The organism is Ferribacterium limneticum, assembly GCF_020510625.1.
GTDB lineage: Bacteria > Pseudomonadota > Gammaproteobacteria > Burkholderiales > Rhodocyclaceae > Azonexus > Azonexus limneticus_A.
The window spans coordinates 3,497,240-3,523,242 of record NZ_CP075191.1; the positions used below are offsets into that span (position 1 = coordinate 3,497,240).

A 26,003-nucleotide genomic window follows, 5' to 3' on the forward strand; every position below is an offset into this window, starting at 1 on the left:
CGAATTTTTCTGCGAGGTCGTGATGACGGAAACACTGTTCTGCTACTGCTGCCGGGTGCATCACCAGAAGGACCAGATGCGCCTCTTCCCCACCCGACAAGGCTACCGCTGGCGCTGCGTGCGCAGCATCGAAGCGGCTTTCCGCAGCCGGCGCGAGCGCGACAATTTCGGTCGGCAGCAAACCGAAATCAATCGCCAGGAAGCGCAACGGGCCGCCGAAAATACAGCCCAGCTGCGCCGGGCGCTCGCCCTCGTCACCTGAGTCGCCATGCCCAGGATTCGCATCGACACGCTGGATGTCAGCAGCGCAGTGCTGGTCGACGCGAGCGTCACGCTGATCGTCAATGCTTTTGGCGACCCTGAGCGCTACAGCGCCAAACGGGTCACCCAGGAGCTGCTGACCAGCGATCCGGTGTTCTACCGTCAATTCTTCGTCGCCATGGACGCCGGCGAGGTGATCGCCGTCGGCGGCGTCAAGGCGGCCGACTGGTCTTCGAAGACGCATATCCTCTACCTCTCCGCCGTGGCCCATGAACGGCGCGGCAAGGGCATCGGCCGCGCTTTGATCAAGGCACGTATCGAATGGCTGGAAAAGAACTTCAAAGCCGGCCGGATTCTGGTTTCGGCCACCAAGACCCGGCGTTTTCGCGATTTCGGTTTCGTCGAAGTACGCAACAGCAACCTCGATGGCCGGCACTTGCTGCTGCGCCGTTTCTGAAAACCGGCCAATCATTTCTGGCGAGCCGGCACAGGACGGCAGCATGCGAAATACTTTAACGCCCCTGCAACAATGACTGGCGATAGTGACGTCTGAGCCTCACAGGAACAGCCCACGGAGTTTCACATGGAAAAACAGGATCGCAACGACATCGCCACCTTCCCGGAATTGTTCGACGGCATGGAGCAATTCATCGAAGAACAAGCCCGGGGCATCAAGAAGACCAGCGCCATCGTCGCCATGATTGCCCTGCCTTGCGGCATGCTGATCGCCTGGCTGCTCAACCGGGTCGCCTGAAGACCTTCCTGCCGCAAAGGTCGAGCATGCAAGCCCCCATCTCCTTTCGCGCGACGCTGCTGATTCTGGCGCTGATGCCAGCCCTCAATGCCTGCGTCCCGGCCCTGCTCGTCACCGGCACCGCGGCCACCATGATCAGCTTCCATGATCGCCGTTCAACCGGCAATCAGGCCGATGACGAAACCTCGGAATGGAAAGGCAGCAACCGCCTGCCGGCCGAGTACCGGGATCGCTCTCACGTCAATTTCACGGCCTTCAACCGGAATATGCTGGTGACCGGCGAAGTGCCGAGCGAAGAAGCCAAGCAGGCCATCGGTGCGATGGCCGAAAAGATCGAGGGCGTGCGCCAGGTCCACAATGAACTGGTCATCGCCCCGCCGGCCTCCTTCTCATCGCGAAGCAACGATGCCTTTGTCTCGTCCAAGTTCAAGGCCCGCCTGATCGACTCAAACCAATTGTCAGCCAACCACATCAAGCCGATCACCGAAAACGGCACGCTGTTCCTGATGGGCCTGATCAACGAGCGCGAAGCCAAAGTCGCCGTCGCCATCGCCCGCACCACCGACGGCGTGCGCAAGGTGGTCAATGTGCTCGAAATCATCCCGGAAGAAGAAACCCGCCGCATCGACAACGCCCTCCTCGGCGCCCGCACCCCGCCCCCGCAGGCCGCACCAGTCGAGAACCGCTAAGGCCGCCAGTCATCGCCGCACCGACGGCATCCAGAAAATCAGATATCCGGATTTTCAGGTGAACGGAGCCTGTTGATCGCCCAAGCGCGGTGCGTCCGCCGTTTACGTTGCGTCGCCATCATCGCTATTGCTCCGGCCCGATGAAGTCTTAAGCAGCATACTTGACGCGGCGGTCTTGGAAGTAACTCATGACGCGCTCAGGGTTTTGCTCCAACATCATCATGTGAGCGCTGGCTGCGTCACGTAGTTTTGCTTTGGCACGAACAGGGACACGCTTTCCCACCTCTTACTTCAGATCAGCGTTGAGGCGCTCCTCCGGATTGAACTGAGGGCTATAGCTGGGCTATTTCGTGGTCGATCCCGGTTTTCCACGCAAATTTTCAACTTCGATTTCAGCAAGGCTACGATACCAACGCGAAGGGCAAACACTTATAAACATCTTCAACGCAATCACGCCATCATCCGTTTTTCCTGCCTCAACTTCACGATAGAACCTATCCAATGCCTCCCCAAGTGCGTGATTCCATTTTGTATCTTCGCTGGCAAGCAGATAAATGAGCTCGTGGAAATTGTCCTCGTCAAATTCAGTGCTTGGTAATAAATCCGCCGAGAGAACCTGCACTAACCGTAACTCTTCTTCCGACAGCATCCGCCCTTCCGTAAGTTTCCCTTCCTTGAATTCACGAAGAAGGTGAAAAGCTAATTTAAGGTCTTGCTCAGCGTGGTGATGGTGCCGTTGGGGTCGGTGATCGACAGCGGGCGGCCGTTCGGGTCGTAGGCGGTGTATTGCGTCAGGTGGCCGAGGGCATTTCTTTTTTTTGGGATTTTTGCGGTTGACCGTGGTGAGAAGGCAATTGTTACGGTCGACCGGGAAAAATGACTGAAATCGAAGAACGTTGCTCATCCGCTAGTATCGGATGGCAGGCTTGGCCTCGTTTCATGTGGGTCAAACGGCTAAGCGTGGTGCGTCCGCCGTTTACGTTGCGTCGCCATCATCGCTAACAACTCCCCCTCGACCGCCCTTGGAGATCGATTCAACTTGGTACCAGTATCGAAACAAGAGAAAACCAAGAGCCCCAAGCAAGACCGCGTCGATGATTGCATTAACAATATCGCTTTCGGAATCCAAGAAACTACCAATCGGCCAAATAACAAGTGATAGCACCGAAGCAACCAACCAGAGTGTCTGCTGGTTATCGCGATACCGACATCCGCACTTTTTACATTGCCCCTCTTCTCCCAACAACCGAAACGGAATTGAAGCGTTACATTCCGGGCATTTCATTGGTTTGTTCTCTCGGTGCATATCGACTCGCAGAAATTGTTTGATGCTTTTTCCATGTACCTGTTGCAAAGCCTGGATAGCGGCCTAATTTCACGCGTGGCAGCAAAACACATGCCCTTATCAAACGCCTTGAAAAAGGTAGCACACTCATCGTACGTTGGAGGCTCACAAGCGCCGTACGCACAAACCATCGGCTCACACCTCCCCGACTGATTTGGCACCTGCCCAGCTGGGCACCCTGCAAGAAGCCCCTTGGGATCCGTCCGATTCAACGGATTCTGATTCGCGTAGGTGTAAGGGTTTGGTCCCCCCGCCAACCCAATCGGATCCGGCGAGATATACCCGATCTTCGGACTGTAATACCGATGCCAGTTGTAATGCAGCCCTGATTCCCGGTCAAAGTATTGGCCCGGGAACCGGACGTTCAGCGTCAGCTTCTTCCCGTCCCCATCTGGGTCTTCGTTCGGCTGTGTCCGCCCATACCCATCCGGCTCCCAGCGCCAGACGATCTTGCCATCCAGCGTTCTGACCTGGTAGGGCGTACCCAGATGATCGACCTGCACGGTATAGACCGTGCGTTGGGGTTGATGGACGATGATCCCGGTCAGGATGTCGCCGTTCCAGACGTAGGTCATCAAAGCTTCGCCCGAGCTGCCCATTTCGGCCAGCAGGTGATCCCATTTGTCGTAAATGTAGAAAGTGGTACCGGCCCCTTGCGGCGCGGCGACAGTGGTCACCTTGCGCGTGCGTCGGTGGCGGTCATCGTAGTAGTAGGTAGCGATCAGCGTGTTGTCGGCCTTGCGTAGTTCAGTCAGATCACCGAAGTCGTCCCAGACATATTTGTACGTGCCGTCAGCGGTCAGGTTGCCGGCCGCGTCCAACGTGACGCTGACCCCGTTGATGGTCGCCACCCGGTCGGTGTTGGGGGTAAAGGTCGCCGTGGTGCCGGCCCCGTCACTCGTCCGATTGCCGTTGGGGTCGTAGGCGTGGTCACGGTTGCCGGGTGGGCCGGCCTCGGTGTCGAGGCGGTCGAGTTTGTCGTAGGTGTAGGCCGTTGTGCCGCTGGCGGTGGTCTTGCTGATGACGTTGCCGTTGGCGTCGTAGTCGAGATCGAGGTCGGCGGCTTGGGCGGGCGGCACGGCCAGGAAGAGCGTCAGAATGCACGCGGCGAACAGGGAAAGCGTTGCCCCGGCCGGCCGGGGCCGGGTGAGGCCGAACAGGGTGGCGCCGAGGACGGCCAGGGCCCAGCCGGGCAAGGGGACATCGCCGTTGGATGAGGCTTCGGCCTGGATGGTGGCGGTTTCGCTGTCCACCCGCCCTGCGCTGTCATAGTTCACCGTCAGCCAGGTCAGGCCGAGTTGCTGGGCGGTGATTTGCCCGGTGGCGCTGTAGGCGATGGCGCTGGCGATAGCCGTGGTCGTGCCTGCTCCGGTGGCGCTCAGGGCTTGGGTCTTGCCGCCGGGGTCGAGCGTCGGGATAAGGGTTTCGCCGGTCGGGGCGATGACGTCGGTGGGGCGGTCGGCGGTGTTGTGGGCGTAAGTGGTGGTGAAGCTGCGCCCGCCTTCGCTGCGCGTTTCGCTGGTCAGATTGCCTCGTGTGTCATACGAATAGGTCGTGCTGCCCGCCCCGTCGGTTTTCTGGCACAGCCGGCCGATGCCGTTGGCGCAGCTGGTGTCCCAACTCAGGCTCTGGGTCTTGCCGCTACTGGTGGTGATTTGGGTCGGCCGGTTGAGAGCGTCATAAGTGGTGGTGACGGTCAGCCCTCGGGCATCCTTTCTGGTTAGCACATTGCCGGCGGCATCGAAGGTGCTGTCCACACTGCCGCGGTCGGCTGAGCTTTCTTTCAGGGTGTTGCCCAGGCCGTCGATGTCAAAGGCGGTGACGGCGCCGTTCGGGGCGGTGAGGCGGGTGAGTTGGTCGAGGCGGTCGTAGGCCATCAGGGTCGGTTTGGCGCTGCCGTTCTCGGGGTCGGTGCGCTTGACCGGGCGGCCCAGCGGGTCGATGTCGTCGGTGGTGGTGTCGCCCTTGGCGGTGATGCGGTAGCGCGGTTCGCCGTTGGCGGTGTAGCCGAGGGTGTGCGGCGGACTGTTGCCTTCGATTTCGTCTTTCAGGCGACCGAGGGCGTCGAAGATGCGGCTGACTTGCCGGGCCGGTGAGCCGTCGGCGTTGCGGTAGTCTTCCTGGAGGCGGTGGCCGGCGGGGTCGAGGGTGTAGTGCACGCCCCGCCCGGCGCTGTCGACGATCGCGGTGAGACGGTGGGCGGCGTCGTGGGTGTAGCTGATGCCGCTGCCGTCGGGGTAGCTGACTTGGGCAAGGCCGCCCCAGGGGGTGTAGTCGTAGGTGGTGGTCTGGCCGGCCACGCTGCGCGTCTTGAGCCAGCCGCGCGGGGTGTAGCTCAGCGTGGTGACGGTGCCATTGGGGTCGGTGATCGACAGCGGCCGGCCGTTGAGGTCGTAGGCGGTGTAGCGGGTGAGATGACCGAGGGGGTTGGTGACGGTGGCGATGTTGCCGCGTTTGCCGAGGTCGGGGTCGTCGGCGGCGTAGTACGTGGTGGTGGTGACATCGGCCACGTCGGTGCGCGGGCCGTTGGCGGTGAGGACTTGGCCAAAGGCGTTGTAGGTGTAGCGCCAGGTGCGGGGCGCACCGGTAGTCGTGGCAGCAAGACCGGATGTGCCGGTTTCATCGGTGGTGGCTTGTTCGGTCTTGGAACAGACGACGCCGATGGGCTGGGTGCCGCCATTGAGGCTGGGGACGGTGGCCGTGGTCGGGGCGCAGTAGGCGCCGCCGTCACCGTTATAGACCCAGGTGGTGCGTTTCTTGGGTTCGGCGCGCTGGGCGGGCTGGCGCCAGGTGGCGTGCCACTGGGTGGAAATGGTCCGCGCTTCGGGTTTGCCGGCGGCTTCGATCCGCTGGGTTTCGAGATTGCGGGTCAGGTCGTAGGTGTAGGCGGTGGTATTGCCGTTGAAGTCGGTGCGCGTGGCGACGTTGCCGTTGGCGTCGTAGGTGAGGGCGCTGCTCGCGGCTCCGCAGCCAGAACCGCCCGGCTGACTCTGGCCGGCACTCTTTGTTACACCCAGAATCGTGGTGAACGTCATGGTTCGCTGCGTGCCCAGAGGATCAGTGATGGTCGCGTTATTGGTGCCGTAAGTCAGAGAATATTGATCGGCCCCGTTGGCATGGCTGGTGGAAATTGCTCCACCCTGCGCGTTGTACTGGAAGATGGCGTACCGGGTCCCATTCTCGTCCGTAATGCCTGTCAGGGCGTTCGGGAGGTTGGCTCCGCCGGTATATTGGGATTCGTTGTAGTGGTAGATCCTGGTCTTGCCATCCGGGTAAGTCACCGATGCGAGATTGCCTACCGCGTCATACACGTATGAAATTAATTCGCCACTGGGTGTGATCACGGCGGATATGCGGTTCTGTGCGTCGTGTTTCAGAATCAGCTGGCGACCGTAGGCATCACTTACTGCGTCGAGAGTTTCGGCATCGGCATCGCCGCCGTTTGCCGCTGGCAGGTCGTAAATGAGGCTCTGTACACGCCCGGAGCTATCTGTAATGCTGAGAAGCTTGCCGGTAGCACTATAGGTTTCGACCGAGCTATCCGCAGCGACGAGGTAACGCCAGCCAGAACGAACTCCTGCCACGTCTTTGAGTTCAATGAGGCGGTCGGCCACATCGGCTTCGGGAAGCCAAGCGTTGCCTGCAAGGTTAAAAAATACGGCTCTGCCGTCGGGGCGCGCTATCGTGACAGTGGACAGGGTGCCACTTTGATCTATCTTCAGGAATAAAAAATGATTGCGTCGCCAATTGATGCCGATGCTTCCCGCCCTGCGCAATAAGCCATAGGCGCCGTTGTATGAGCTCAGGCTCGTCTCCATGGCGACCGCTCGGCTGTTGTAGGTGCGTTTGAAAGCTAGGCTACCGCCGCCATGCTCATAATCCGTCTGGCTTTCATATTTGTTCTGAAAACCCGGATTGATCGGGTTGCCAACGCAAATCAGCGGCCCTTGGTTCTTCTCAAAATCCGGCTGCGTGTCAGTGCGACGGCAGACTACGCTGTCACCTGTGTAGCCGCCAGCGTAATACGCGCTTAACCCAAAGCAACTATCGTTGTCTCCAAGGGAGCCAATTCCTGTGAAACCAGATGGACAAAAACTCCGTTGCCGCGGCCAGGAGATTGCATATCTCCCACCGTTTGCAGTTGCTTCCGGAATCCAACAGGCACCATATCCGAAAGGCCCTTCTTTAACAGGCTCGTAAGTCGAAGGCGGATAATTAATTAACTTGGATCTCGCGTCACAGACCTCTTGCCCCGATTGATAGAGACCCGGTACGTTTGCGCAATTCTCCCAAAAACGACTGGGCGCGCGGTCGGCAGCATGACAATCGATGCTAGCCAACAGAAGAAGTACGACCAAAATTTTCTGGGCAATATCCACCGCAGGTTTGTACTGAGCAAGTGTTGGCCGGCAACTTTCCGATTGCTGAACCTCAAGACCTGAGGCTGAAAGTAGTCGAGCCATTTCCTCTTCCCAATTGGAGTGATGTTCAAGCATTAAATGCAAAAAGCATTTCAAAAGCATGACATTGGAAATAAAAATGACACTCGGCGGGCCGCCCTAGCACAGGCCAAGCGGCAGGTACCTGATGAGTTACCTTCCGTTTAATCTGCTCTATTTTCCCGGGGCGCCACATCCGCTCCTGGCCGAACCCCGACCTACAGCATCGACGCATTTTTAATGACGATGCAATTGTGCGTTATAGCAACGCCGCTCGTAACGATCGCTCGTCCACCCGATAACCCTAAGTCCGCAAGCGATTGACACACTCAGCAGGTTGAAGTCGCCCCCCGATAATACGGATTCCCGCCGGCGCGGGGATGACGAATATTGCAGAGCCGCTCAACCCGCCCCCAACCCGAACAATCCCGGCAGCCAGGTCGCCAGGAAAGGCAGCGCCGAAATCGTCAGGGCACCGAGCAGCATGGCGAGCACGGCCGGCAGCACCGAAACGGCCACGTAGCGGATCGACTTGCCGAACATCGCCGAGGCGAAATAGATGTTCATGCCGGCCGGTGGGCAGAGGAAGCCCATTTCGATATTGGCCAGGAAGATAACCCCGAAGTGCACCGGATCGATGCCGTAGGCTATCGCCACCGGTAGCAGCAGCGGCACCAGCACGACGATGGCGGCGTAGATTTCCATCAGCGCCCCGGCCAGCAGCAGGAAGAGGTTGAGGGCGATCAGGAAGGCGAACTTGTTGGGCAGGACCGATTGCACCCATTCGATGGCCGCATCGGGAATGCCGGCATCGACGAGGTAGTTGGTCAGGCCGAGCGCCATGCCAAGGATGACCATGATGCCGCCGATCACTTCAGCGCAATCGGCCAGGGCCCGGCGGATGTGCGGCCAGTCCAGTTCGCGATGGGCCAGCGCCTGCGTCAGCAAGGCATAGGCCGCCGTCAGCGCGGCGCTTTCGGTGGGTGTGGCGATGCCGCTGACCAGCGAGCCGATAGCGACCACTGGTGCCAGCAGTTCCCACTTGGCCGCCCAGAGGGCCGGGCGGACGGCGCTGAAATTGTGTGGTTCGGCAGCGATGGTCGCGGCCGTTGCGCCGCGGCGCAGATAGCCGCCAACCAGCAGCAGAAAGACGACCATGACCACCGCCGGCAGCACGCCAGCGAGGAACATGGTGTTGATCGGGACACGGGCGATGATGGCGTACATGATCAGCGGCACCGACGGTGCCAGCAGCACACCCAAGGCGCTGGCGCTGGTCACCAGACTGATGCCGCGCTGCTCGGGAAAGCCGGCCTTGGTCAGCAAGGGCAGCAGCAGGCCGCCGAGGGCCAGGATCGTCACACCGCTACCGCCGGTGAAGGCGGTAAAGAAGGAGCAGAGCACCGCTGCAGCAATGGCCGTGCCACTGACGCCATTGCCGAACAGGGCGGTGAACAGCGCCCCCAGCCGCGCTGCGGCGCCGGTCCGGGCAAAGAGCAGGCCGGCCAGCGTGAATAGCGGCAGGGCGGGCAGCGAGGGATTGACGGTAATTTGGTAATGACTGAGCGGCACCGAGGCGAGCGGCTGGCCTTCACTCCAGAACAGGGCCAGCGCCAGCCCGCCGAGCACGGCGAAGATCGGCGCCCCGCAGAGCAGCACGGCGGACAACCAGAGAGCAAACGGCCAGAAGGGCAGCGTACTGCCGTCAAAATGACTGGCGAACAGGAACCCGGCCGCCGGCAACAGCAGACCGAGCGCGATCCGCCCGGCCAGATGGCCCGTGATCCGCCCAGCGAGCTTGAAGCCAAGCAGCGCAAAACCGATGGGCATGGCAATCTCGACCATCCAGCCGGCGATACCGTAGGCGATGTCGCGCGGCGCCTCCATCTCGCTGGCCACGAAGGTCCAACTGGTCTGGGTCAGCATGCCGCACAGCACGGCGGCACTGGCGCGGGCGAAGGTCTGGGCGATGGCGCGGACCAGCGGATTGCGGGCAGCGGCAAAGCCGGCACCGAGCGAACTGAGATGCTGGCCGCGCTCGGCGACCAGCGCCCCGAACATCGCCAGCACCAGCCCGAGATGCTGAACGAGCACCGGGGCATTCTCGATACCCCGCCCGAACAGCGGCCGCAGCCCGATTTCGAGCAGCGGGATGAGCAGCATCAGGGCCAGTGCCCCGCCGGCGGTCAGCGCATCTAACTGACCAATCATCGCGCCCAGCCGGCGCAGCGCAGCCATCGCTTACTTCTTGCCGGCGCGGTAGGCCTTCAGATGGCCAACGACCTCGTCGAAGGTGTCGGCCGGCACCATCTTGCCGCGGATGCGCGGGTAGAGGTTGTCGGCCAGCGTATTCCACTCCTGCATCTGCTCGGCATTCGGCTTGTTGACCTTGAGGCCGCGCTTCTTCATGGCGTCGACCGCGTCGTCCACCTCCTGCCGGGCCTTGGCGCGCAGTTGCACGCCGGCCTTGGCGCCAGCCTCGCGCACGGCGGCCTGCCCTTCCGGCGTCAGGTCGTCCCAGGCCTTCTTGGTGATGATCAGCGCACCGACGATGGGTGCCCAGTTCAGCTCCAGCATGTTGCTGGCCGTGGTGTAGATCTGCGTCGCCAGCGCGAAATACGGCGTCGACGGCACGGCGTTGATCATGCCGGTCTGGATCGACGGCAGGATGTCGCCGGTCTCCAGCGGCACCGGGGTGTAGCCCAGGCTCTTCATGATCTCCTGCTGCTCGACCTCGCTGCCCCAGGCGAAGAACTTCATCTTCTTGAAGTCGTCCGGGCGCACGGCCGGCTCCTTCGAGAAGAAGCGCACCCAACCGGCGTCGCCCCAGGCCAAAACCACGAAGCCCTTGTCGAGAAACTTTTTCTCCATGGCCGGGCGCATCTTCTCGCGCACGTAATCGACCTCTTCCCAACTCTTGAACATCAGCGGCATGTTCTGCAAGGCGGCAATCGACGGTTCGATTTCGCGCAGGCCGACCACCGACAAGAGGCCGCCCTGCAACTGGCCGATGCGCATGCGGCGCACCATGTCGGTTTCGCCGCCCTGGCTGCCATCGGGATAGACGAGATACTTGGCGTTGCCGCCCTGCGCCGTGCGCCAGGCTTCGCCCAGTTCCATCAACTGGCGGTGGTAGAGCGAATTCTTGGTGGCCAGCGTGCCGATGCGCAGTTGCTTGTCGGCGGCCAATACGTTCAATGCCAGCACGCCGCCAAGAAGCAGCGCGGCCAGTTTGCCCAGTCTCTTCATCATTCTCTCCCTTGTCTTGGTCCGTGGCTCAGAACAGGTCGTCGGCCTTGTCCAGCAGCCAGCGCGCCCGGCGGCGCATCACTTCGTTTTGCAGGGCCTGCGGGCTGCCAGCTTCATCCTTGATGGCCAGCGCCTGCCTGAGCAGGCTTTCAAACTGTTCACGATCGCCGGCCGGCTGGGCGTGGCCCTCGGCCTTGGCGAGCAGCGCCCCGGCGCTCTTGCCAGCGGATTGCGCAATGGACTGGTCGAAATAGGCCAGCGCCTGCTGCTGGCTGCCGCCCGGTCGCGCCGCCTCGAAAGTGCCAAGCAGGCCGGTCAACGTCCCTTGCCCCCAATCCGGATCGACCGCCCAGGCACGCTGGGCCAGACGCACGGCCAAAGGCAGATCGGCGACGACGCCCGGATCATCCTTCGACAGCGAAATCCAGCCGCCCCAGGAGGCAGCAGCCCAGTAGGCGAGCCCCACCTGCTCCGGCCGGATGGCCGGCCAGTCCTTTGCCTGCGCACCGGCCAAGGCCTTGGCAAATCCCGGCGAGGCGGCTTCCAGACCGCGCATGGCATGGCGATGCGCCCGTTCGTAAAGTCTGGCGGCACGCTGGCGCAGGCGCTCGGCGGCCTTGGCATCTTTGGCCTCAACCTGCTCGGCCTCGAAGGCAACGAAGGCGTAGGAATACTGGGTAAAGCCCGCCGCCACCGACTCGGCCAGCCCGCGGTGCCCCGGGTCCTGGCGCAGGATGGATTCCGAAAGCTTCAGGTGAAAGGGTGCGGCATCGCGCAGCAAATCGAGATCGGTCTCGCTGCCTTGCCCCTGCGCAGCCAATTCGTCGGCCAGGCTGCCGACAATCATCTGGCGCGGCGAACAGGCACCGAGCTGCAGCGCGAGAAGAACAACAGAGATTGCCGGCCCGGCCCTGCGCATAAGTAGGTGCAATTTAATTCCGCCGTCACGAATCAGTTGGCCGGCACACTAGCCGGCTGATGTTACAGAGGGATGACTACAACCCAGCCCCGGCTAAACGCTGAACTGCAACGTGGATGCGCGGAGCCGGTCAGCCAGCGTCGCCACCTCATGGGCCGAGGCCGAAGATTCGGCAGCGGCCTTGGCGCCTCGTTCGATCATCTGTGCCATGCGTTCGGTATTCTGGGCGATCTGTTCGGCTGCCAGTCGCTGCTCGCCAAGCACATCGACAATCTCGCTGGCCGCTATGGCCGAACGCTCACAGAACTGCTCGATCTTCTGGGTGGCGAGTTCGGCCTCCGAAGCCAGCTTGGTGCCGCGCTGAGCCCGCGCCGCAGTCGCTGCGACGACTTGCGTCGTCTGATCGGCTGCTTCGCTGAGCTTGGTCACCAGATTTTCTATCTTGTGGGTGGTTTCCGAGGTGTGATTGGCCAGTTTGCGCACTTCGTCGGCAACCACGGCAAAGCCGCGTCCCGCCTCCCCGGCCCGCGCCGCCTCGATGGCGGCATTCAGGGACAGCAGGTTGGTCTGCTCGGAGATTTCCTTGATCTCCTGGGCAAACCGGGAAATCTCCAGGGTATGCGTTTTCAGATCGAGCATCGAATTCGACGAGGCATTGGCCTGATCGGAGATGGCAGCAATTTCGCTGATGGTCTGATGAATGACCCGGCTGCTTTCGTTGGCGGTCTGGCGAGTCACTTTCGCCGCATCGGCTGCGCTGCCGGCACTTTCGGCCATCACCGAAATCGCCGTGGTCAGCTCTTCGATGGCCGCCGTGATCATCGCCGCCGCATCGCTCTGCAGGCCGGTCGCGTTGGCGACTTCAAGCGCTGAATGGCGCAGCGCCAGCGCGTTGCTGGAAGTTTGCTCGGCGCCGAGTTTGACATCGCCGATCAGCGTGCGCAGCCGGCTTTGCATTCTTTCAATGGAAACCACCAGCGAGTTGGCTGCCGCTTTTCCGGTGTGCAGGCTTTGCGTCAGATCGCCCGCGGCCACCCGGCTGGTGGCCAGCACCACCGGCTCCAGCTCGCCGCCAAGTCGGCGCAGGATGTGCCGGGAGAGGTAAGCCGCCAGCGACAGGGAAATAAGCGCTCCGGCAATGCCAACCACCAGCACCAGCAGGACGTTTTCTTCAAACCGCCGATCGGCCACCACGGCGGCCTCACCGACCGTTTGCGTCGTTGCCTCGCTGATGGCAGCGAATGTTTCGGCCAGCGCGGTGACCAGCGGCGTATCGGCATCGCGCAACGCGGCATCGACCATCACCGTGTATTTGGGCATGCCGGGTTCGTTCTCGGCCAGCACCTGGTCATAGAGCTGATTCAATTCGCCAGCCAGCTTGCGGATATCGCCGACCTTTTCGCCGGCCTTGAGCGGGCTGGTCTTCTGGATGGCCTCCAGCGCTTCCAGTTGCTGCCAGAAAGCGCTGCGGCCGGCCAGAAATTCGGCCCGCCCCTTGTCGAATTCTGCCGCCATGAAATTGCGCAGCAACATATTGTTCAGGCCTCGCTGCTGCGCCTGCAGCGAACTCTGAACACCACTGACCAGGGTCAAGGCCTTCGTGGCATCGGCGACATCGCCAGAGACCTGTCGAACATCGCCGCGAAACCCGCTGAAAGAGATCAGGGCGGTCAGCAGCAAGAGCAGCCCAAAACCGGCACTGACACCAACCATCAGCAACAGGCGACTACGAATCGATAGCGAATCAAGCATTTTCATGTGTAAATATACCGAAATCATCAAAAGTAAAAACAGTTTATCTACACATTGTTTCAGGCTTCTTACCAAACCTCGGCGAAAAAAAACCCCGCCGCAGCGGGGTTTTCATGAGCCGGGAAAAATCAGGCGGCCGGTGGAACGTAGCCCTGGATCTGATCGGCACCTTCACCGAAGAAATGCTTCTCGACCTGTTCGGCCAGGTATTTGCGATGTTTGGCATCGACCAGATTCAGACGATTCTCGTTGATGAGCATGGTCTGCATCTTGATCCACTGCTGCCAGGCTTCCTTGGAAACTTGTTCAAAGATGCGCTGCCCCAGCGGGCCCGGATAGGGTGGGTGGTCGAGACCTTCAGCCTCGCGGCCGAGCTTGATGCAATTGACGGTACGTGCCATTTGAAACTCCGTGAAATTAGGTTTGGGGAAATTATAAGGTTTTGAAAAGCACCTTGGAGCGCCGTTGATAGTTGTACATGTCGCGCTTGTTGGCCGGCAGGTCGTCTACCGTGCCGAGCTTGAAGCCGCGTTCGACGAACCAGTGCTCGGTGCGCGTGGTCAGCACGAACAGCCGCTTGATGCCGGCCTTGCGGGCCCGCTGCTCGATGCGGATCATCAGTTGTTCACCGTAGCCCCACTCGCGGTGCTCCGTACTGACAGCCAGACAAGCCAGTTCGGCCTCGTCTTCGGAATGCATGTAGAGCGCCGCGCAGCCGACGATGATGCCATCGTGCAGCATGATCGAAAAACGATCGATTTCGCGTTCGAGTAGTTCGCGTGGCCGGTGCACCAGAATGCCTTCCTGCTCCATCGGCTCGATCAGGGCGATCAGCGCCGCAATATCGTCCGGCTTGGCTTCGCGGATGTTTTCCAGCGATTCGCGGGTGACCACCGTTCCAACGCCGTCGTGCGTGAAGAGTTCGCGCAACAGGGCGCCATCCTGCTCGAAGCCGATCAGATGGACGCGCCCGACGCCGGTCCGGCTGGCCCGCACCGCGCAGGGCAGGTAGCGCTTGATGTCGGTCGTCAGCCAGTCTGCATCGCGCAGCAACTGCGAGGCTTCGTCAGCCGTCATCGCGTCCAGCATTTCGCCGTTCTTGTCGGTGACCCCGGTACTGTCCGTCAGGTAAACCAGCTTGTCGGCCTTGATTGCCGTCGCCACGGCTTCGGCCGCCTCTTCCATCTGCAGGTTGAAGATTTCACCGGTTGGCGACGGCCCTTCGCAATTGAGCAGCACGATATTGCCCAGCCCGAGCTGGGCATTGATGCCATCGGCGTCCACCTTGCGCACCTTGCCGGCGTAATGCATGTCGATGCCGTCGAGCACGCCGATCGGCTGGCCGGTGATGAAGTTGCCGCCGATCACCCGGATGCGGCTGTTGGCCATCGGTGTATTCGGTAGCCCCTGCGACAGCATCGCCTCGATTTCAAGATAGACACTGCCGACCGCATCGAGCACGCAATCGAGCGCCGCCGCATCGGTGACCCGGTAGCCGCGGTGGTACTTCGACTCGAGGTTTTTCTCGGCGAGCTCCTCCTCGATCTGCGGTCGGGCGCCATGCACCAGCACCAGGCGAATGCCCAAGCTGACCAGCAGATTCACGTCATAGGCCAGCGTCTTGGCAAATTCGCTGGCCACCGCCTTGCCACCGAAGGCAATGACGAAGGTCCGGCCGCGAAAGGCATTGATGTAGGGCGTGACTGCCCGGAACCAGGAAACGAAATGCTCGTCGTAAGGGGTATCGCTCATTTTTCGGTGTATTTTCCTTCGTCTTTCAGGGCTGTTTCGATGCGCTCGCACAGGGTTTTCAGCACTTTAACCCGGGCGAAGTTCTTGTCGTTGGCTTCGACCAGCGTCCACGGCGCCAGGCCGGTCGAGGTGCGATCAACCATGTCGCAGACGGCCGACACGTAGTCGTCCCATTTGTCGCGGTTGCGCCAGTCTTCCTCGGTAATCTTGAAGCGCTTGAATTCGGTATCCTGACGCTCCTTGAAGCGCCGCAACTGCTCGTCGGCGCTGATCTGCAGCCAGAACTTGACGACGATGGCACCGGAATCGACCAGCTGGTGCTCGAAATCGTTGATCTCGGCATAAGCGCGCAGCCAGTCAGCCTCGGCGCAGAAGCCCTCGACCCGCTCGACCAGTACGCGGCCATACCACGAACGGTCGAAAATCGCCGCCCGGCCGGTCCGCGGCATATGTCGCCAGAAGCGCCACAGGTAAGGCTGGGCGCGCTCTTCCTCGGTCGGGGCGGCAATCGGGATGATCTGGTACTGCCGGGCATCCATCGATGCCCCGACTCGCCGGATGCTGCCACCCTTGCCGGCCGCATCGGCGCCCTCGAAGACCAGCACCAGCGAACGCTTGCCGACAAAACGCGGATCGCGCACCAGCTCGGAAAGCCTGGCCTGATACTTGGCCAGCTGCGTCTCGTAATCTTTCTTCTCCAGTTTCTGCGTCAGATCGAGTTCGCTCAGGACATTCTTCTCGTCGATCGGATGGACGATGGGCGGCGCCACCGGCACCCGCTGCAGGCCTTCCTGATTCAGGCGGCGTTTCATCGCGTCGAGCACGATGCGGCCGACGGTCAGCGAGCGGTATTCGTCGTCGGTGCCTTCAACGATGATCCACGGCGCATGCGCCGTGTTGGTCACGCGCAGCACATGGCCGGCCACCTGCTGCAGGCGGCCATAAGTCTTCAGGCGATCGTAGCTTTCCTTGGTCACCCGCCAGGCCGTGCGTGGATCATTCTCCAAGGCCTTGAGGCGAGTCTTCTGGCCATCCTTCGAGAGATGGAACCAGAATTTCAGGACCAGCGCCCCTTCGTTTACCAGCATGGTCTCGAAGCGGTTGATGTCGTCGAGACGCTCATCGAGATCGGAACGGCGTATATCGCCATTGATGCGGTCGGTGATCGGCTGCGAATACCACGAGCCGGCGAAGATGCCGACCTTGCCCTTGGGCGGCAGGGCGCGCCAGTAGCGCCACATGTAGGGGCGCGACACCTCTTCGTCGCTCGGCGCCGAAAAGGCCAGCGTCGAAATGTGGCGCGGGTCCATCCACGAATAGAGCAGGTTGATGGTTTCGCCCTTGCCGCTGCCGTCGACCCCGCTTATCAGGATGACGACCGGAAATTCCTTCTTTTGCAGCATGTCGTACTGGACGTCGAGCAACTCGGCGCGCAATTTCGGCACTTCGGCCTTGAAAGTTTTCTTGTCGACCTTGTGGCCCAGTTCTGCAGATTCAAACATCGCCTACCCCTCCCTGAAATCACCCCACAAGGCCTGCATCGCTGCCAATGCAGCCAGGCCCGCCGTTTCCGTGCGCAAAACACGCGGCCCCATGCGGACCGCCTGAAAACCCGCCTGCTTTGCCGCCAATACCTCCTGCGGATCGAGCCCCCCTTCGGCCCCGATCAACAGTTGTACCTGACCAACCGGCTGGATCGAGGCAAACGACGCCTCGGCATCCGGCGCGAGCATCAGTCGCAACACGCCATTGGCCGGCCTGGCCAGCCAGTTTTCCAGTTTTTCCAGCGGCGCCACCAAGGGCACCTGATTCCGCCCGCACTGCTCGCAAGCCGAAGCGGCGACGCCTTGCCAATGCGCCACGCGCTTGGCGGCCCGATCACCGGCCAGACGGATGACGCTGCGCCGGCTTTCGACCGGCACGATGTCGCGCACACCGAGCTCGACCGCCTTCTGGATGGTGAAATCCATCTTGTCGCCAGCCTGCAAGGCTTGCACCAGCGTGATCGACAATGGCGATTCCCGCTCGATTTCGCGCCAGGCGCCGAGCACGGCAAACACCCGGTCGCGTTCGATGCGTTCGATATGCGCCGGATACTCGCCGCCGCGTCCGTCAAAGAGCACCATCGGCGCCCCGGGCGGCAGGCGCAATACACGCACCGCATGGCGCGCCACCGGTTCGGGAAGTTCAACATGCGCCCCCGGAGAGAGGGCTTCTCGGCAGTAAAAACGGGGTGAATTCATCGGTGCTATTATGGGCGAAATGCCTTTTGGAGTGGAGAAACATGGTCGCCTTGAACCCTCCCGTGTGCGATTTCGGCCAGGCAGCCATCGATTTCGATCTGCCGGGCACCGATGGTCGTCGCCACACGCTCGCCACTTGCCGAGGCCCGAACGGCTTGCTGGTCATGTTCATCTGCAACCACTGCCCCTACGTCAAGGCGATCATCGACCGCCTGATCCGCGACTGCCGCGAACTCGCCATCCACGGCATCGGTTGCGTCGCGATCATGAGCAATGACATCACCGCCTATCCGGACGACGCGCCGGAAAACATGAAGTGCTGGGCCGAGGAACTTGACTTCCCTTTCCCCTACCTTTACGACGAAACCCAGTCGGTCGCCCGCGCTTATGGTGCCGTGTGCACGCCGGACTTTTTCGGTTACAACAACCAGCTTCAACTGGAATACCGTGGCCGGCTCGATGCCTCCGGGCGCAACCCCGCGCCGCCCGATGCCCGCCGGGAGTTGTTCGAGGCCATGTGCGACATTGCCCGATGCGGCCAGGGGCCAAGCCAGCAAACCGCCTCGATCGGCTGCTCGATTAAATGGAATTTATAACAAATATTCAACAGAATTGAAAAATCCAACTGAACCAATAGCCTCTCTTTGGGGCCTGAGCTATCATTAAACATCACAAGATCGACCCACCATCCCATTGACATCACCAGACGCATCCTCGCTGCCTTCGGGCGACATCGGTCGCCAGTTAGCCTACCTGCAGGCGGTGGTTTCGAACATGCCGCAGGGCATCAGCGTCTTTGACGAGCAGTTGCGGCTGCGCGTCTGGAATCAGGGGTTCATCAAGGTATTGAACCTGCCGGCCGAGGCCGTTTACGAGGGCGTTCACTTTTCCGAGTTGATTCGTATCCCGGCCCGGCGCGGGGAATACGGCCCCGGCGATATTGAAATGCATGTCGAGCGCATCACGGCGCTGGCCAACAAATTCGAGGCACATTGTTTCGAGCGGACTCGCCCGAATGGGCACACCCATCTAGTCCAGGGCGAACCGCTGTTCGTTGATCAGCAACTGGTTGGCTTCATTACCACCTACACCGACATTACCGAGCGCAAAGCGGCTGAAACAGCGCTCCGGACGCAGCACAACCAGTTGCAGACGGTTATTGAGAGCATTCCCAGTGCCGTCAGCCTGTTTGATAGCGACGGAAATCTCGTTCTCTTCAACACCCAGTTTCCGTACCTGCTGGACCTGCCGGCCGAGCTAACCAAGCCTGGTGTATCCATAGAAGCGATGTTCCGCTTCAACGCAATGCGCGGGGAATACGGCCCCGGTGACCCGGAAAAAATCGTGGCCACCATGATGGAACGAGCTCGAAATCTGAGCCCGCACTCGTTCGAACGCACCCGACCAAACGGAAAAACGCTCGAAGTCCGCGGCGTACCCCTGGCCGAAGGCGGATTTGTCACTGTTTATACCGACATCACCGAACGGCGCACCAGCGCCGAACGCGAGCAACTGGCGCAGAAGGTCTACAGCCACACCCCAGCCGGCATCATTTTCACCGACGAAGAGCACCGCATCCTGTCGATCAATCCGGCCACCACCCAGATGACCGGCTACGAGCCTTTCGAACTGAACGGCCAGAGCGTATTCGGGCTGATCAGCCTGAGCGAAGAGCTAACGCAGAAAGAGTTTCAGGCGCAAATATCCCTGCGCGGCTCATGGAGTGGCGAACTCGAAGTCACCCAGAAAAACGGCAGCAACTTCCCGGCCGGGGCACGAATCAACCGTGTCGATGACCCGCAGAGCGGCCAGCCAGCCCACTACGTCTGGATTCTGGCCGACATTACCGAGCGCAAGCAGGCAGAAGACCGCATGCGGCATATCGCCCAGCACGATGCACTGACCGGCCTGCCGAATCGCCTGGCGCTGCTCATGCGCCTCGCCCAACTGTTGCCGGAAGCGCGCCGGCACGGCTGGATGGTGGCGATCATGTTCATCGACCTCGACCGCTTCAAGGTCATCAACGACACGCTGGGCCATCAGGTGGGCGATGAACTGCTACGCGAAGTCGCCTGCCGCCTGTCGAACCTGATCCGGGAAACCGATTTTGTCGCCCGCCTGGGGGGGGACGAGTTCGTCATCATTCTGCCCGGCATCACCTCGCCGGCCGACGCGGCCATCATCGCCGGCAAGATCATCTCGGCGCTGTCCACGGCAATCGAAGCCGAAGGCCACGAACTGCATACCAGCCCGTCGATCGGCATCAGTATCTTTCCGGACGACGGGCCCGACGGTGACGTCATCGTCAAGAATGCCGACACCGCGATGTACCACGCCAAGGCGGCCGGCCGTAACAACTACCAATTCTTTGCCGCGGACATGAACCGCACGGCGGCCGAGCGCCTGAACATCGAGCGCAAGCTGCGCCACGCCATCGCCCGCAACGAATTGAGCCTGGTCTTTCAGCCCCAGTTCTGCGCCAAGGACACCACCCCGACCGGCGTCGAAGCCTTGGTCCGCTGGCACCACCCGACCGACGGCATGATCTCTCCGGCCCGCTTCATTCCGGTCGCAGAGGAAACCGGCATGATCGTCGAAATCGGCGACTGGGTTTTGTCGACCGCCTGCCACGAGATGGCGCGCTGGATCAACGCCGGCCTGAAACCCATCCGTATTGCCGTCAACGTCTCGGCCCGCCAGTTGCGCCGCCGCGATTTTTGCGAAACCGTCGCCAATGCGCTGACCACCTCCGGCTTGCCGGCAGAGTTGCTGGAACTGGAAATCACCGAAAGCTCGGTGATGGAAAATCCGCAGGAAGCCATCCACATCCTCGAACGCCTCGGCCACATGGGCGTCACGCTGGCCATCGACGACTTCGGCACGGGCTATTCGTCGCTGGCCTATCTGAAGCTGTTCCCGATCGACCATCTGAAAATCGACCGCTCCTTCGTCGCCGACATCGAGCACGATCTCAACGACCGCGCCATCGCCTTCGGCACCATCGCCCTGGCTCACTCCCTCGGCCTGAACGTCATCGCCGAAGGCGTCGAAACCGAGGATCAGCACCAACTGCTGCGCGCCAATGGCTGCGACGAAGTCCAGGGTTTCCTGTTCAGCAAGCCGCTGACCGGCGCCGCCGCCTTCGCCTTCCTGCACGCCTGCGACGCGGCAGAGTAAAATCCTGCTTTTGTCATTGATGCAGGAGTCACCATGGCACAGCGCACGCTGGCTCGCTATCTCACCGAAGAACAACGCAACAAGGGCGTCATCACCGGCGACCTCAAGCTGCTGATCGAAGTCGTTTCCCGCGCCTGCCAGGCCATTTCCATCGCCATCGGCAAGGGCGGCCTGGGTGGCGTTCTGGGCGAAGCCGGCAGCGACAACGTGCAGGGCGAAGCCCAAAAGAAACTCGACGTGCTGTCCAACGACATCCTGCTCGACGCCAACGAATGGGGCGGCCACCTCGCTGCCATGGCCTCCGAGGAAATGGACCTGCCGCACCTGGTGCCGCACCGCTTCCCCAAGGGCGAATACCTGCTCACTTTCGATCCGCTCGACGGCTCATCCAACATCGACGTCAACGTCTCGATCGGCACCATCTTCTCGGTGCTCAAGTGCCCGGAAGGCGCCGACCTGAGCACGCCGGAAGCCGCCGAACAAGCCTTCCTGCAACCGGGTACCGCGCAGGTGGCCGCCGGCTATGCCGTCTATGGCCCGACCACGCTGCTCGTCCTGACGGTCGGCGACGGCGTCGTCGTGTTCACCCTCGACCGCGAGCAGGGCCAGTTCATCCTGACCCAGGAAAACGTGCAGATCCCGGCCGATACCAAGGAATTCGCCATCAACATGGCCAACCAGCGTTTCTGGGAAGCCCCGGTCCAGCGCTACGTCGCCGAAATGCAGGCCGGCAAGGAAGGCCCGCTCGGCAAGGACTACAACATGCGCTGGGTCGCTTCGATGGTGGCCGACGTGCATCGCATCATGACCCGCGGCGGCATTTTCATGTACCCGGTGGACAGCAAGCTCAAGGGCCAGGGCGGCAAGCTGCGCCTGATGTACGAAGCCAACCCGATGGCCATGCTGATCGAGCAGGCCGGCGGCGCCGCGACGACCGGTCGCCAGCGCATTCTCGACATCGCGCCGGAAAAACTGCACCAGCGCGTGCCGGTCATCCTTGGTTCGAAAAACGAAGTCGAGCGCGTCACTGGCTATCACAGCGCCTGACCTGCTACATTTACCCATTCAACATTGCCATAGGACGACCGTGATGCCCAAGATCACCCTCGCACTGCTCTTCGCTGCCGGCGCCCTGATTGCCGGCTGCAAGAGCAACGAAACCAAGCCTGAAGAAACTGCCCCGGCACCGACCGCAGCTGCCGCACCGGAGCCCGCCCCCGCCGCCAAACCCGTTTGCCCGCCGGAGCCGACCGCAAAGAAGAAGACCACCAGCAAGTCGAAGACAGCGAAAAAGGCCGACACGCCGCCCGCCGACTGCGAGCCGGCCAAGCCCAAGGCCACCACCAGCACCAAGGCCGCCGAGCCAGCCAAGCCCGAACCCGCCGCCGCGGCCGTCGCTGGCAGCACCGCCGGCAAGGCCTGCAATCCCTGCGCCATGAAGTCGAAGGACGGCACTTTCGAGGGCGAGGTGTATGGCACCATTCCGCCGGGCAGCAAGTGGTCCAGGCTGCAGATCGGCATGCACCAGTCCGAAGTCGAGCGCATCCTCGGTGTCACGTCGAACATTCGCGCCTACGTCACGGCCAAGGCCTGGATTCCCTTTTATTTCGGCGGCGACAGCCATCGTTACGAAGCGGTCTATGCCGGCCAGGGCAGCGTCGCCTACACCGGCGGCAGCTTCGGTGGCGGCCAGGGCATCCTGATGATGATCAACTACGACCCAAAAATTCAGTAAGCATTGCCAGACACGCAGACGGCAGGCCACCCTGGCCTGCCGTTTTGCCATATTGCCCTACCCAAGAGAGGGCATTTACCGGATAATTTAGGCTTTTCAGCAGGCTGGATTTCCGGATCATGAGCGTCAGCAATCTCCCCAAGTTTTCTCCCCTGACTGGCGCCATCCGCGCCCTCGCCATGGACGCAGTCCAGCAGGCCAATTCCGGGCACCCCGGTGCACCGATGGGCATGGCTGAAATCGCCGAAGTCCTCTGGCGTCGCCACCTGCGTCACAACCCGGCCAACCCGCACTGGGCCGACCGCGACCACTTCGTGCTGTCGAACGGCCACGGCTCGATGCTGCTCTACGCTCTGCTGCACCTGACCGGCTACGACCTGTCAATCGACGATCTGAAGAATTTCCGCCAGTTGCACGCCAAGACCCCGGGCCACCCGGAATACGGCTACACCCCCGGCATTGAAACGACCACCGGCCCGCTCGGCCAGGGCATCACCAACGCCGTCGGCTTCGCGCTGGCCGAAAAGGTGCTGGCCGCCGAGTTCAACAAACCCGGCCACGAAATCGTCAATCACCACACCTACACCTTCCTCGGCGACGGTTGCCTGATGGAAGGCGTGTCGCACGAAGCCTGCTCGCTGGCCGGCACCCTCGGCCTCGGCAAGCTGATTGCCTTCTGGGACGACAACGGCATTTCCATCGACGGCCACGTCGAAGGCTGGTTCACCGACGACACTCCGAAGCGTTTCGAATCCTATGGCTGGCACGTCATTCCGGCCGTCGATGGTCACGATTCCGATGCCATCGAACGCGCCCTGCTCGCCGCCAAGGCGGTCACCGACAAGCCCAGCCTGATCTGCTGCAAAACGACCATCGGCGCCGGTTCGCCGAACAAGCAGGGTTCGCACGATTGCCACGGCGCCCCGCTCGGCAAGGACGAAATCGCCGCTGCCCGCGAATACATCGGCTGGAACCACCCGGCCTTCGAAATCCCGGCCGACATTTACGCCGCCTGGAATCGCAAGCCGGCCGGTGCCGCCTTCGAGGAAAACTGGAGCAACCGTTTCGCCGCCTACCGCGCGGCCTTCCCGGCCGAAGCTGCCGAGTTCGAGCGCCGTGTGATGAAGAACGAACTGCCGGCCAACTGGGCAGCCACCAAGTCCGCCTACATCGCCACCTGCCGCGACAAGGCCGAGAACATCGCCACCCGCAAGGCTTCGCAGAACGCCATCGCCGCGCTGGTTCCGGCCGTCCCGGAAATCTTCGGCGGCTCGGCCGACCTGGCCGGCTCCAACCTGACCTTCGTCAAGGGCAGCAAGGGCGTCACCCGTACCGAGGGCGGCAACTACTGCTACTACGGCGTCCGTGAATTCGGCATGACCGCCATCGCCAACGGCATCGCGCTACACGGTGGTTTGGTGCCCTACACCGCGACTTTCCTGGTTTTTTCCGACTACGCGCGCAACGCTATCCGCATGGCCGCGCTGATGAAGCAGCGCCAGATCATGGTCTATACCCATGACTCCATCGGCCTTGGCGAAGACGGCCCGACGCACCAGCCGGTCGAGCACATCCCGTCGATGCGCATCATCCCGAACCTGGATGTCTGGCGCCCGGCCGATGCCACCGAAACGGCCATCGCCTGGACCGCTGCGATCGAGCGCAAGGATGGCCCGAGCATTCTCGCCCTGTCGCGCCAGAACCTGCCGACCGTGACGCAGAAGGTGGCCGACGCCGATATCGCCAAGGGTGGCTACGTGCTGGCCGAAGCCGATGGCGAAGCGCAGATCACCTTCATTGCCACCGGCTCCGAAATCAAGCTGGCGCTCGACGCCCAGGCTGCGCTGGCCGGCGAAGGCATCAAGACCCGCGTCGTCTCGATGCCATGCACCAATGTTTTCGACCGCCAGAGCGCCGACTACAAAGCCGCCGTGCTCGGCAGCTGCAAGAAACGCATTGCCATCGAAGCCGCTCACCCGGACTTCTGGCGCAAGTACGTCGGCCTGCATGGCGCCGTGATTGGTATCGACCGCTTCGGCGAGTCGGCACCGGCCGGCCAGCTGTTCGACCTGTTCGGTTTCACCGTCGCCAACGTCGTCAAGACGGCCAAGGCACTGTTGTCCTGATTATCTAAAGAGGAGAAGTTCATGGCTATCAAGGTTGCAATCAACGGTTTCGGTCGTATCGGTCGCTGCACGCTGCGCGCCATTTACGAGCAGGGTTTGCAGAATGAGTTTGAAGTGGTTGCCATCAATGCGGCCGGCGACCTGAAGACCAATGCCCATCTGCTGAAGTACGACACCACGCACGGTCGCTTCCGCACCTCGGTCGAGACCGACGGCGAGAACTGCATCATCGTCGACGGCAAGCGCATTGCCTTCTACTCGACCAAGAACCCGAAGGACATCAACTGGGCCGACCACGGCGTTGAAATGCTGCTCGAGTGCACCGGCGCCTACACCACCAAGGCCAAGGCTCTGGCCCTGCTCGAGCAAGGCGCCAAGCGCGTGCTGATCTCCGCTCCGGGCGGCGACGACGTCGATGCGACCATCGTTTACGGTGTCAACGAAGGCCTGCTCAAGTCCGACATGACCGTTGTCTCCAACGCATCGTGCACGACCAACTGCCTGGCCCCGGTCGCCAAGATCCTGTCCGACAGCATCGGCATCAAGCAAGGCCTGATGACCACCATCCACGCCTACACCAACGACCAGGTCACCGTCGACGTCCGCCACAAGGACCTGCGCCGCGCCCGTGCCGCTGCTGCCAACATCATCCCGACCAAAACCGGCGCTGCCGCTGCCGTCGGACTGGTGCTGCCGCAACTGAAGGGCAAGGTCGATGGTTTCGCCCTGCGCGTGCCGACCATCAACGTCTCGCTGGTCGACCTGACCTTCACCGCCGGCCGCAACACCACCAAGGACGAAATCAACGCCCTGATGACCGCTGCCGCCAACGGCCCGCTGAAGGGTGTGCTCGACGTCAACAACGACCCGCTGGTCTCGTCCGACTTCAACCACACCACCGTTTCCTCCACCTTCGACGCGACCCAAACCCGTGTCATTCAGGGTGAAGACGGCAGCACGCTGGTCAAGGTCCTGGCCTGGTACGACAACGAGTGGGGTTACTCCTGCCGCATGCTCGATGCCGCTCGTGCCTGGATGAACGCCAAGTAATTGGCCTGGTATTAAAAAGGGGCCGCAAGGCCCCTTTTGTTTCACCCCGACCGACTTCAGGAGGAATCAAGATGCCGAACAACGCACCCCGTATTGCCTTCACCACCCTGAGCATGGCGCTGGCCATGACCGGCACCTGCCTTGCGGCCGACGAGGCGGCAAAGACCGATGAAGCCGCCGCTCCGGCCATCGTCGGCAACCCGCCGGCCGACCATCCGTTCGGCAAGCTGAAGATCGGCATGAGTTACGAAGAAGTCCTCGCCATTGTCGGCAAGCCGACCAGCGAATCGAGCTGGTGTACCGGCAAGCAGCACATTCCGTTCTACTTCGGCGACGATAAAGGGCGGGCCGAAGCCCAATTCAAGGGCATGGGCAAACTTGATTTCAATGCCGGCGTGACGATGTTCCCCTTCCGTATCTGCAAGGGCAGCACGCCAACCAGCCTCATCTATATCGAGTACAACCCGGAAGCGACCGGCGAAGCCCCGAAATAACCAGCCACGAACAACGAC

The 26,003-nt window shown here is 61.6% G+C and carries 21 protein-coding genes and 2 pseudogenes; 11 read left to right on the forward strand and 12 right to left on the reverse strand.

Annotation, left to right across the window (positions count from 1 at the left end; translation table 11 throughout):
• The first annotated feature begins 22 nt into the window (after nt 1-22).
• The 4 genes from KI617_RS16830 to KI617_RS16845 all read left to right on the forward strand — a co-directional run bounded on the left by KI617_RS16830 (nt 23) and on the right by KI617_RS16845 (nt 1,704).
• Nucleotides 23-262, forward strand: coding sequence for a hypothetical protein (locus KI617_RS16830; RefSeq protein WP_226448228.1), 240 nt, complete (start codon nt 23-25; stop codon nt 260-262).
• A 6-nt stretch (nt 263-268) separates the two neighbouring features.
• Entirely contained in the window at nt 269-718 is a 450-nt protein-coding gene (locus KI617_RS16835) for a GNAT family N-acetyltransferase (RefSeq protein ID WP_226448230.1), read from the forward strand.
• A 126-nt stretch (nt 719-844) separates the two neighbouring features.
• The gene (locus KI617_RS16840; protein ID WP_226448232.1) at nt 845-1,015 is read left to right on the forward strand and encodes a hypothetical protein; all 171 of its coding nucleotides are present in this window, start codon (nt 845-847) and stop codon (nt 1,013-1,015) included.
• A 26-nt stretch (nt 1,016-1,041) separates the two neighbouring features.
• Complete coding sequence (locus KI617_RS16845; protein ID WP_226448234.1) at nt 1,042-1,704, forward strand: BON domain-containing protein; 663 nt, start codon at nt 1,042-1,044, stop codon at nt 1,702-1,704.
• A 148-nt stretch (nt 1,705-1,852) separates the two neighbouring features.
• Here KI617_RS16845 and KI617_RS16850 read toward each other — a convergent pair.
• From KI617_RS16850 to KI617_RS16905, 12 genes and pseudogenes are all read right to left on the reverse strand, one after another.
• Nucleotides 1,853-2,047, reverse strand: a pseudogene (locus tag KI617_RS16850) (IS630 family transposase); the annotation flags it as partial.
• Complete coding sequence (locus KI617_RS20600; protein ID WP_264180024.1) at nt 2,048-2,608, reverse strand: hypothetical protein; 561 nt, start codon at nt 2,606-2,608, stop codon at nt 2,048-2,050.
• Nucleotides 2,609-2,985: 377 nt separating this feature from the next.
• Nucleotides 2,986-6,663 (reverse strand): RHS repeat-associated core domain-containing protein, encoded by a 3,678-nt coding sequence (locus KI617_RS16860; protein WP_226451906.1) that lies wholly within the window; start codon nt 6,661-6,663, stop codon nt 2,986-2,988.
• A 96-nt stretch (nt 6,664-6,759) separates the two neighbouring features.
• Nucleotides 6,760-7,572: pseudogene (locus KI617_RS20575) on the reverse strand (hypothetical protein); the annotation flags it as partial.
• A 318-nt stretch (nt 7,573-7,890) separates the two neighbouring features.
• Nucleotides 7,891-9,726 (reverse strand): TRAP transporter large permease subunit, encoded by a 1,836-nt coding sequence (locus KI617_RS16870; RefSeq protein ID WP_226448236.1) that lies wholly within the window; start codon nt 9,724-9,726, stop codon nt 7,891-7,893.
• A gap of 3 nt (nt 9,727-9,729) precedes the next feature.
• Nucleotides 9,730-10,740, reverse strand: coding sequence for a TRAP transporter substrate-binding protein (locus KI617_RS16875; RefSeq protein ID WP_226448238.1), 1,011 nt, complete (start codon nt 10,738-10,740; stop codon nt 9,730-9,732).
• A gap of 25 nt (nt 10,741-10,765) precedes the next feature.
• Nucleotides 10,766-11,668: a TRAP transporter TatT component family protein gene (locus tag KI617_RS16880; protein ID WP_226448239.1), complete on the reverse strand. Its 903-nt coding sequence runs from the start codon at nt 11,666-11,668 to the stop codon at nt 10,766-10,768.
• Nucleotides 11,669-11,749: 81 nt separating this feature from the next.
• The gene (locus KI617_RS16885) at nt 11,750-13,414 is read right to left on the reverse strand and encodes a methyl-accepting chemotaxis protein (RefSeq protein WP_226448241.1); all 1,665 of its coding nucleotides are present in this window, start codon (nt 13,412-13,414) and stop codon (nt 11,750-11,752) included.
• 122 nt (nt 13,415-13,536) lie between these two features.
• Nucleotides 13,537-13,809 carry an oxidative damage protection protein gene (locus tag KI617_RS16890; RefSeq protein WP_226448243.1) on the reverse strand — a complete coding sequence of 91 codons (273 nt, stop codon included), beginning with the start codon at nt 13,807-13,809 and terminating at the stop codon, nt 13,537-13,539.
• A 31-nt stretch (nt 13,810-13,840) separates the two neighbouring features.
• The gene (argA, locus tag KI617_RS16895; protein WP_226448245.1) at nt 13,841-15,160 is read right to left on the reverse strand and encodes an amino-acid N-acetyltransferase; all 1,320 of its coding nucleotides are present in this window, start codon (nt 15,158-15,160) and stop codon (nt 13,841-13,843) included.
• Nucleotides 15,157-16,662 carry a polyphosphate:AMP phosphotransferase gene (gene pap / locus KI617_RS16900; protein WP_226448247.1) on the reverse strand — a complete coding sequence of 502 codons (1,506 nt, stop codon included), beginning with the start codon at nt 16,660-16,662 and terminating at the stop codon, nt 15,157-15,159. Before pap ends, argA begins: the two co-directional genes overlap by 4 nt.
• A 3-nt stretch (nt 16,663-16,665) precedes the next feature.
• Nucleotides 16,666-17,403 (reverse strand): 16S rRNA (uracil(1498)-N(3))-methyltransferase, encoded by a 738-nt coding sequence (locus KI617_RS16905; protein ID WP_226448249.1) that lies wholly within the window; start codon nt 17,401-17,403, stop codon nt 16,666-16,668.
• A 41-nt stretch (nt 17,404-17,444) separates the two neighbouring features.
• Here KI617_RS16905 and KI617_RS16910 point away from each other — a divergent pair, with 41 nt between their 5' ends.
• The 7 genes from KI617_RS16910 (at nt 17,445) to KI617_RS16940 (ending at nt 25,985) form a co-directional block, all read left to right on the forward strand.
• Nucleotides 17,445-17,999 carry a thioredoxin family protein gene (locus tag KI617_RS16910; protein WP_226448251.1) on the forward strand — a complete coding sequence of 185 codons (555 nt, stop codon included), beginning with the start codon at nt 17,445-17,447 and terminating at the stop codon, nt 17,997-17,999.
• Nucleotides 18,000-18,096: 97 nt separating this feature from the next.
• The gene (locus tag KI617_RS16915; RefSeq protein ID WP_226448253.1) at nt 18,097-20,580 is read left to right on the forward strand and encodes an EAL domain-containing protein; all 2,484 of its coding nucleotides are present in this window, start codon (nt 18,097-18,099) and stop codon (nt 20,578-20,580) included.
• A 33-nt stretch (nt 20,581-20,613) separates the two neighbouring features.
• On the forward strand, nt 20,614-21,627 hold the full coding sequence (locus tag KI617_RS16920) for a class 1 fructose-bisphosphatase (protein WP_226448255.1): 1,014 nt from the start codon (nt 20,614-20,616) through the stop codon (nt 21,625-21,627).
• Between the two features lie 43 nt (nt 21,628-21,670).
• Nucleotides 21,671-22,315: a hypothetical protein gene (locus tag KI617_RS16925; protein ID WP_226448257.1), complete on the forward strand. Its 645-nt coding sequence runs from the start codon at nt 21,671-21,673 to the stop codon at nt 22,313-22,315.
• Between the two features lie 119 nt (nt 22,316-22,434).
• Nucleotides 22,435-24,441, forward strand: a complete 2,007-nt coding sequence (gene tkt, locus KI617_RS16930) for a transketolase (protein ID WP_226448259.1) — start codon at nt 22,435-22,437, stop codon at nt 24,439-24,441.
• Between the two features lie 21 nt (nt 24,442-24,462).
• Entirely contained in the window at nt 24,463-25,491 is a 1,029-nt protein-coding gene (gene gap, locus KI617_RS16935) for a type I glyceraldehyde-3-phosphate dehydrogenase (RefSeq protein ID WP_226448261.1), read from the forward strand.
• A 71-nt stretch (nt 25,492-25,562) separates the two neighbouring features.
• A complete protein-coding gene (locus KI617_RS16940; protein WP_226448263.1) occupies nt 25,563-25,985 on the forward strand; it encodes a hypothetical protein in 423 nt (140 codons plus the stop codon).
• The last annotated feature ends 18 nt before the right edge of the window (nt 25,986-26,003 follow it).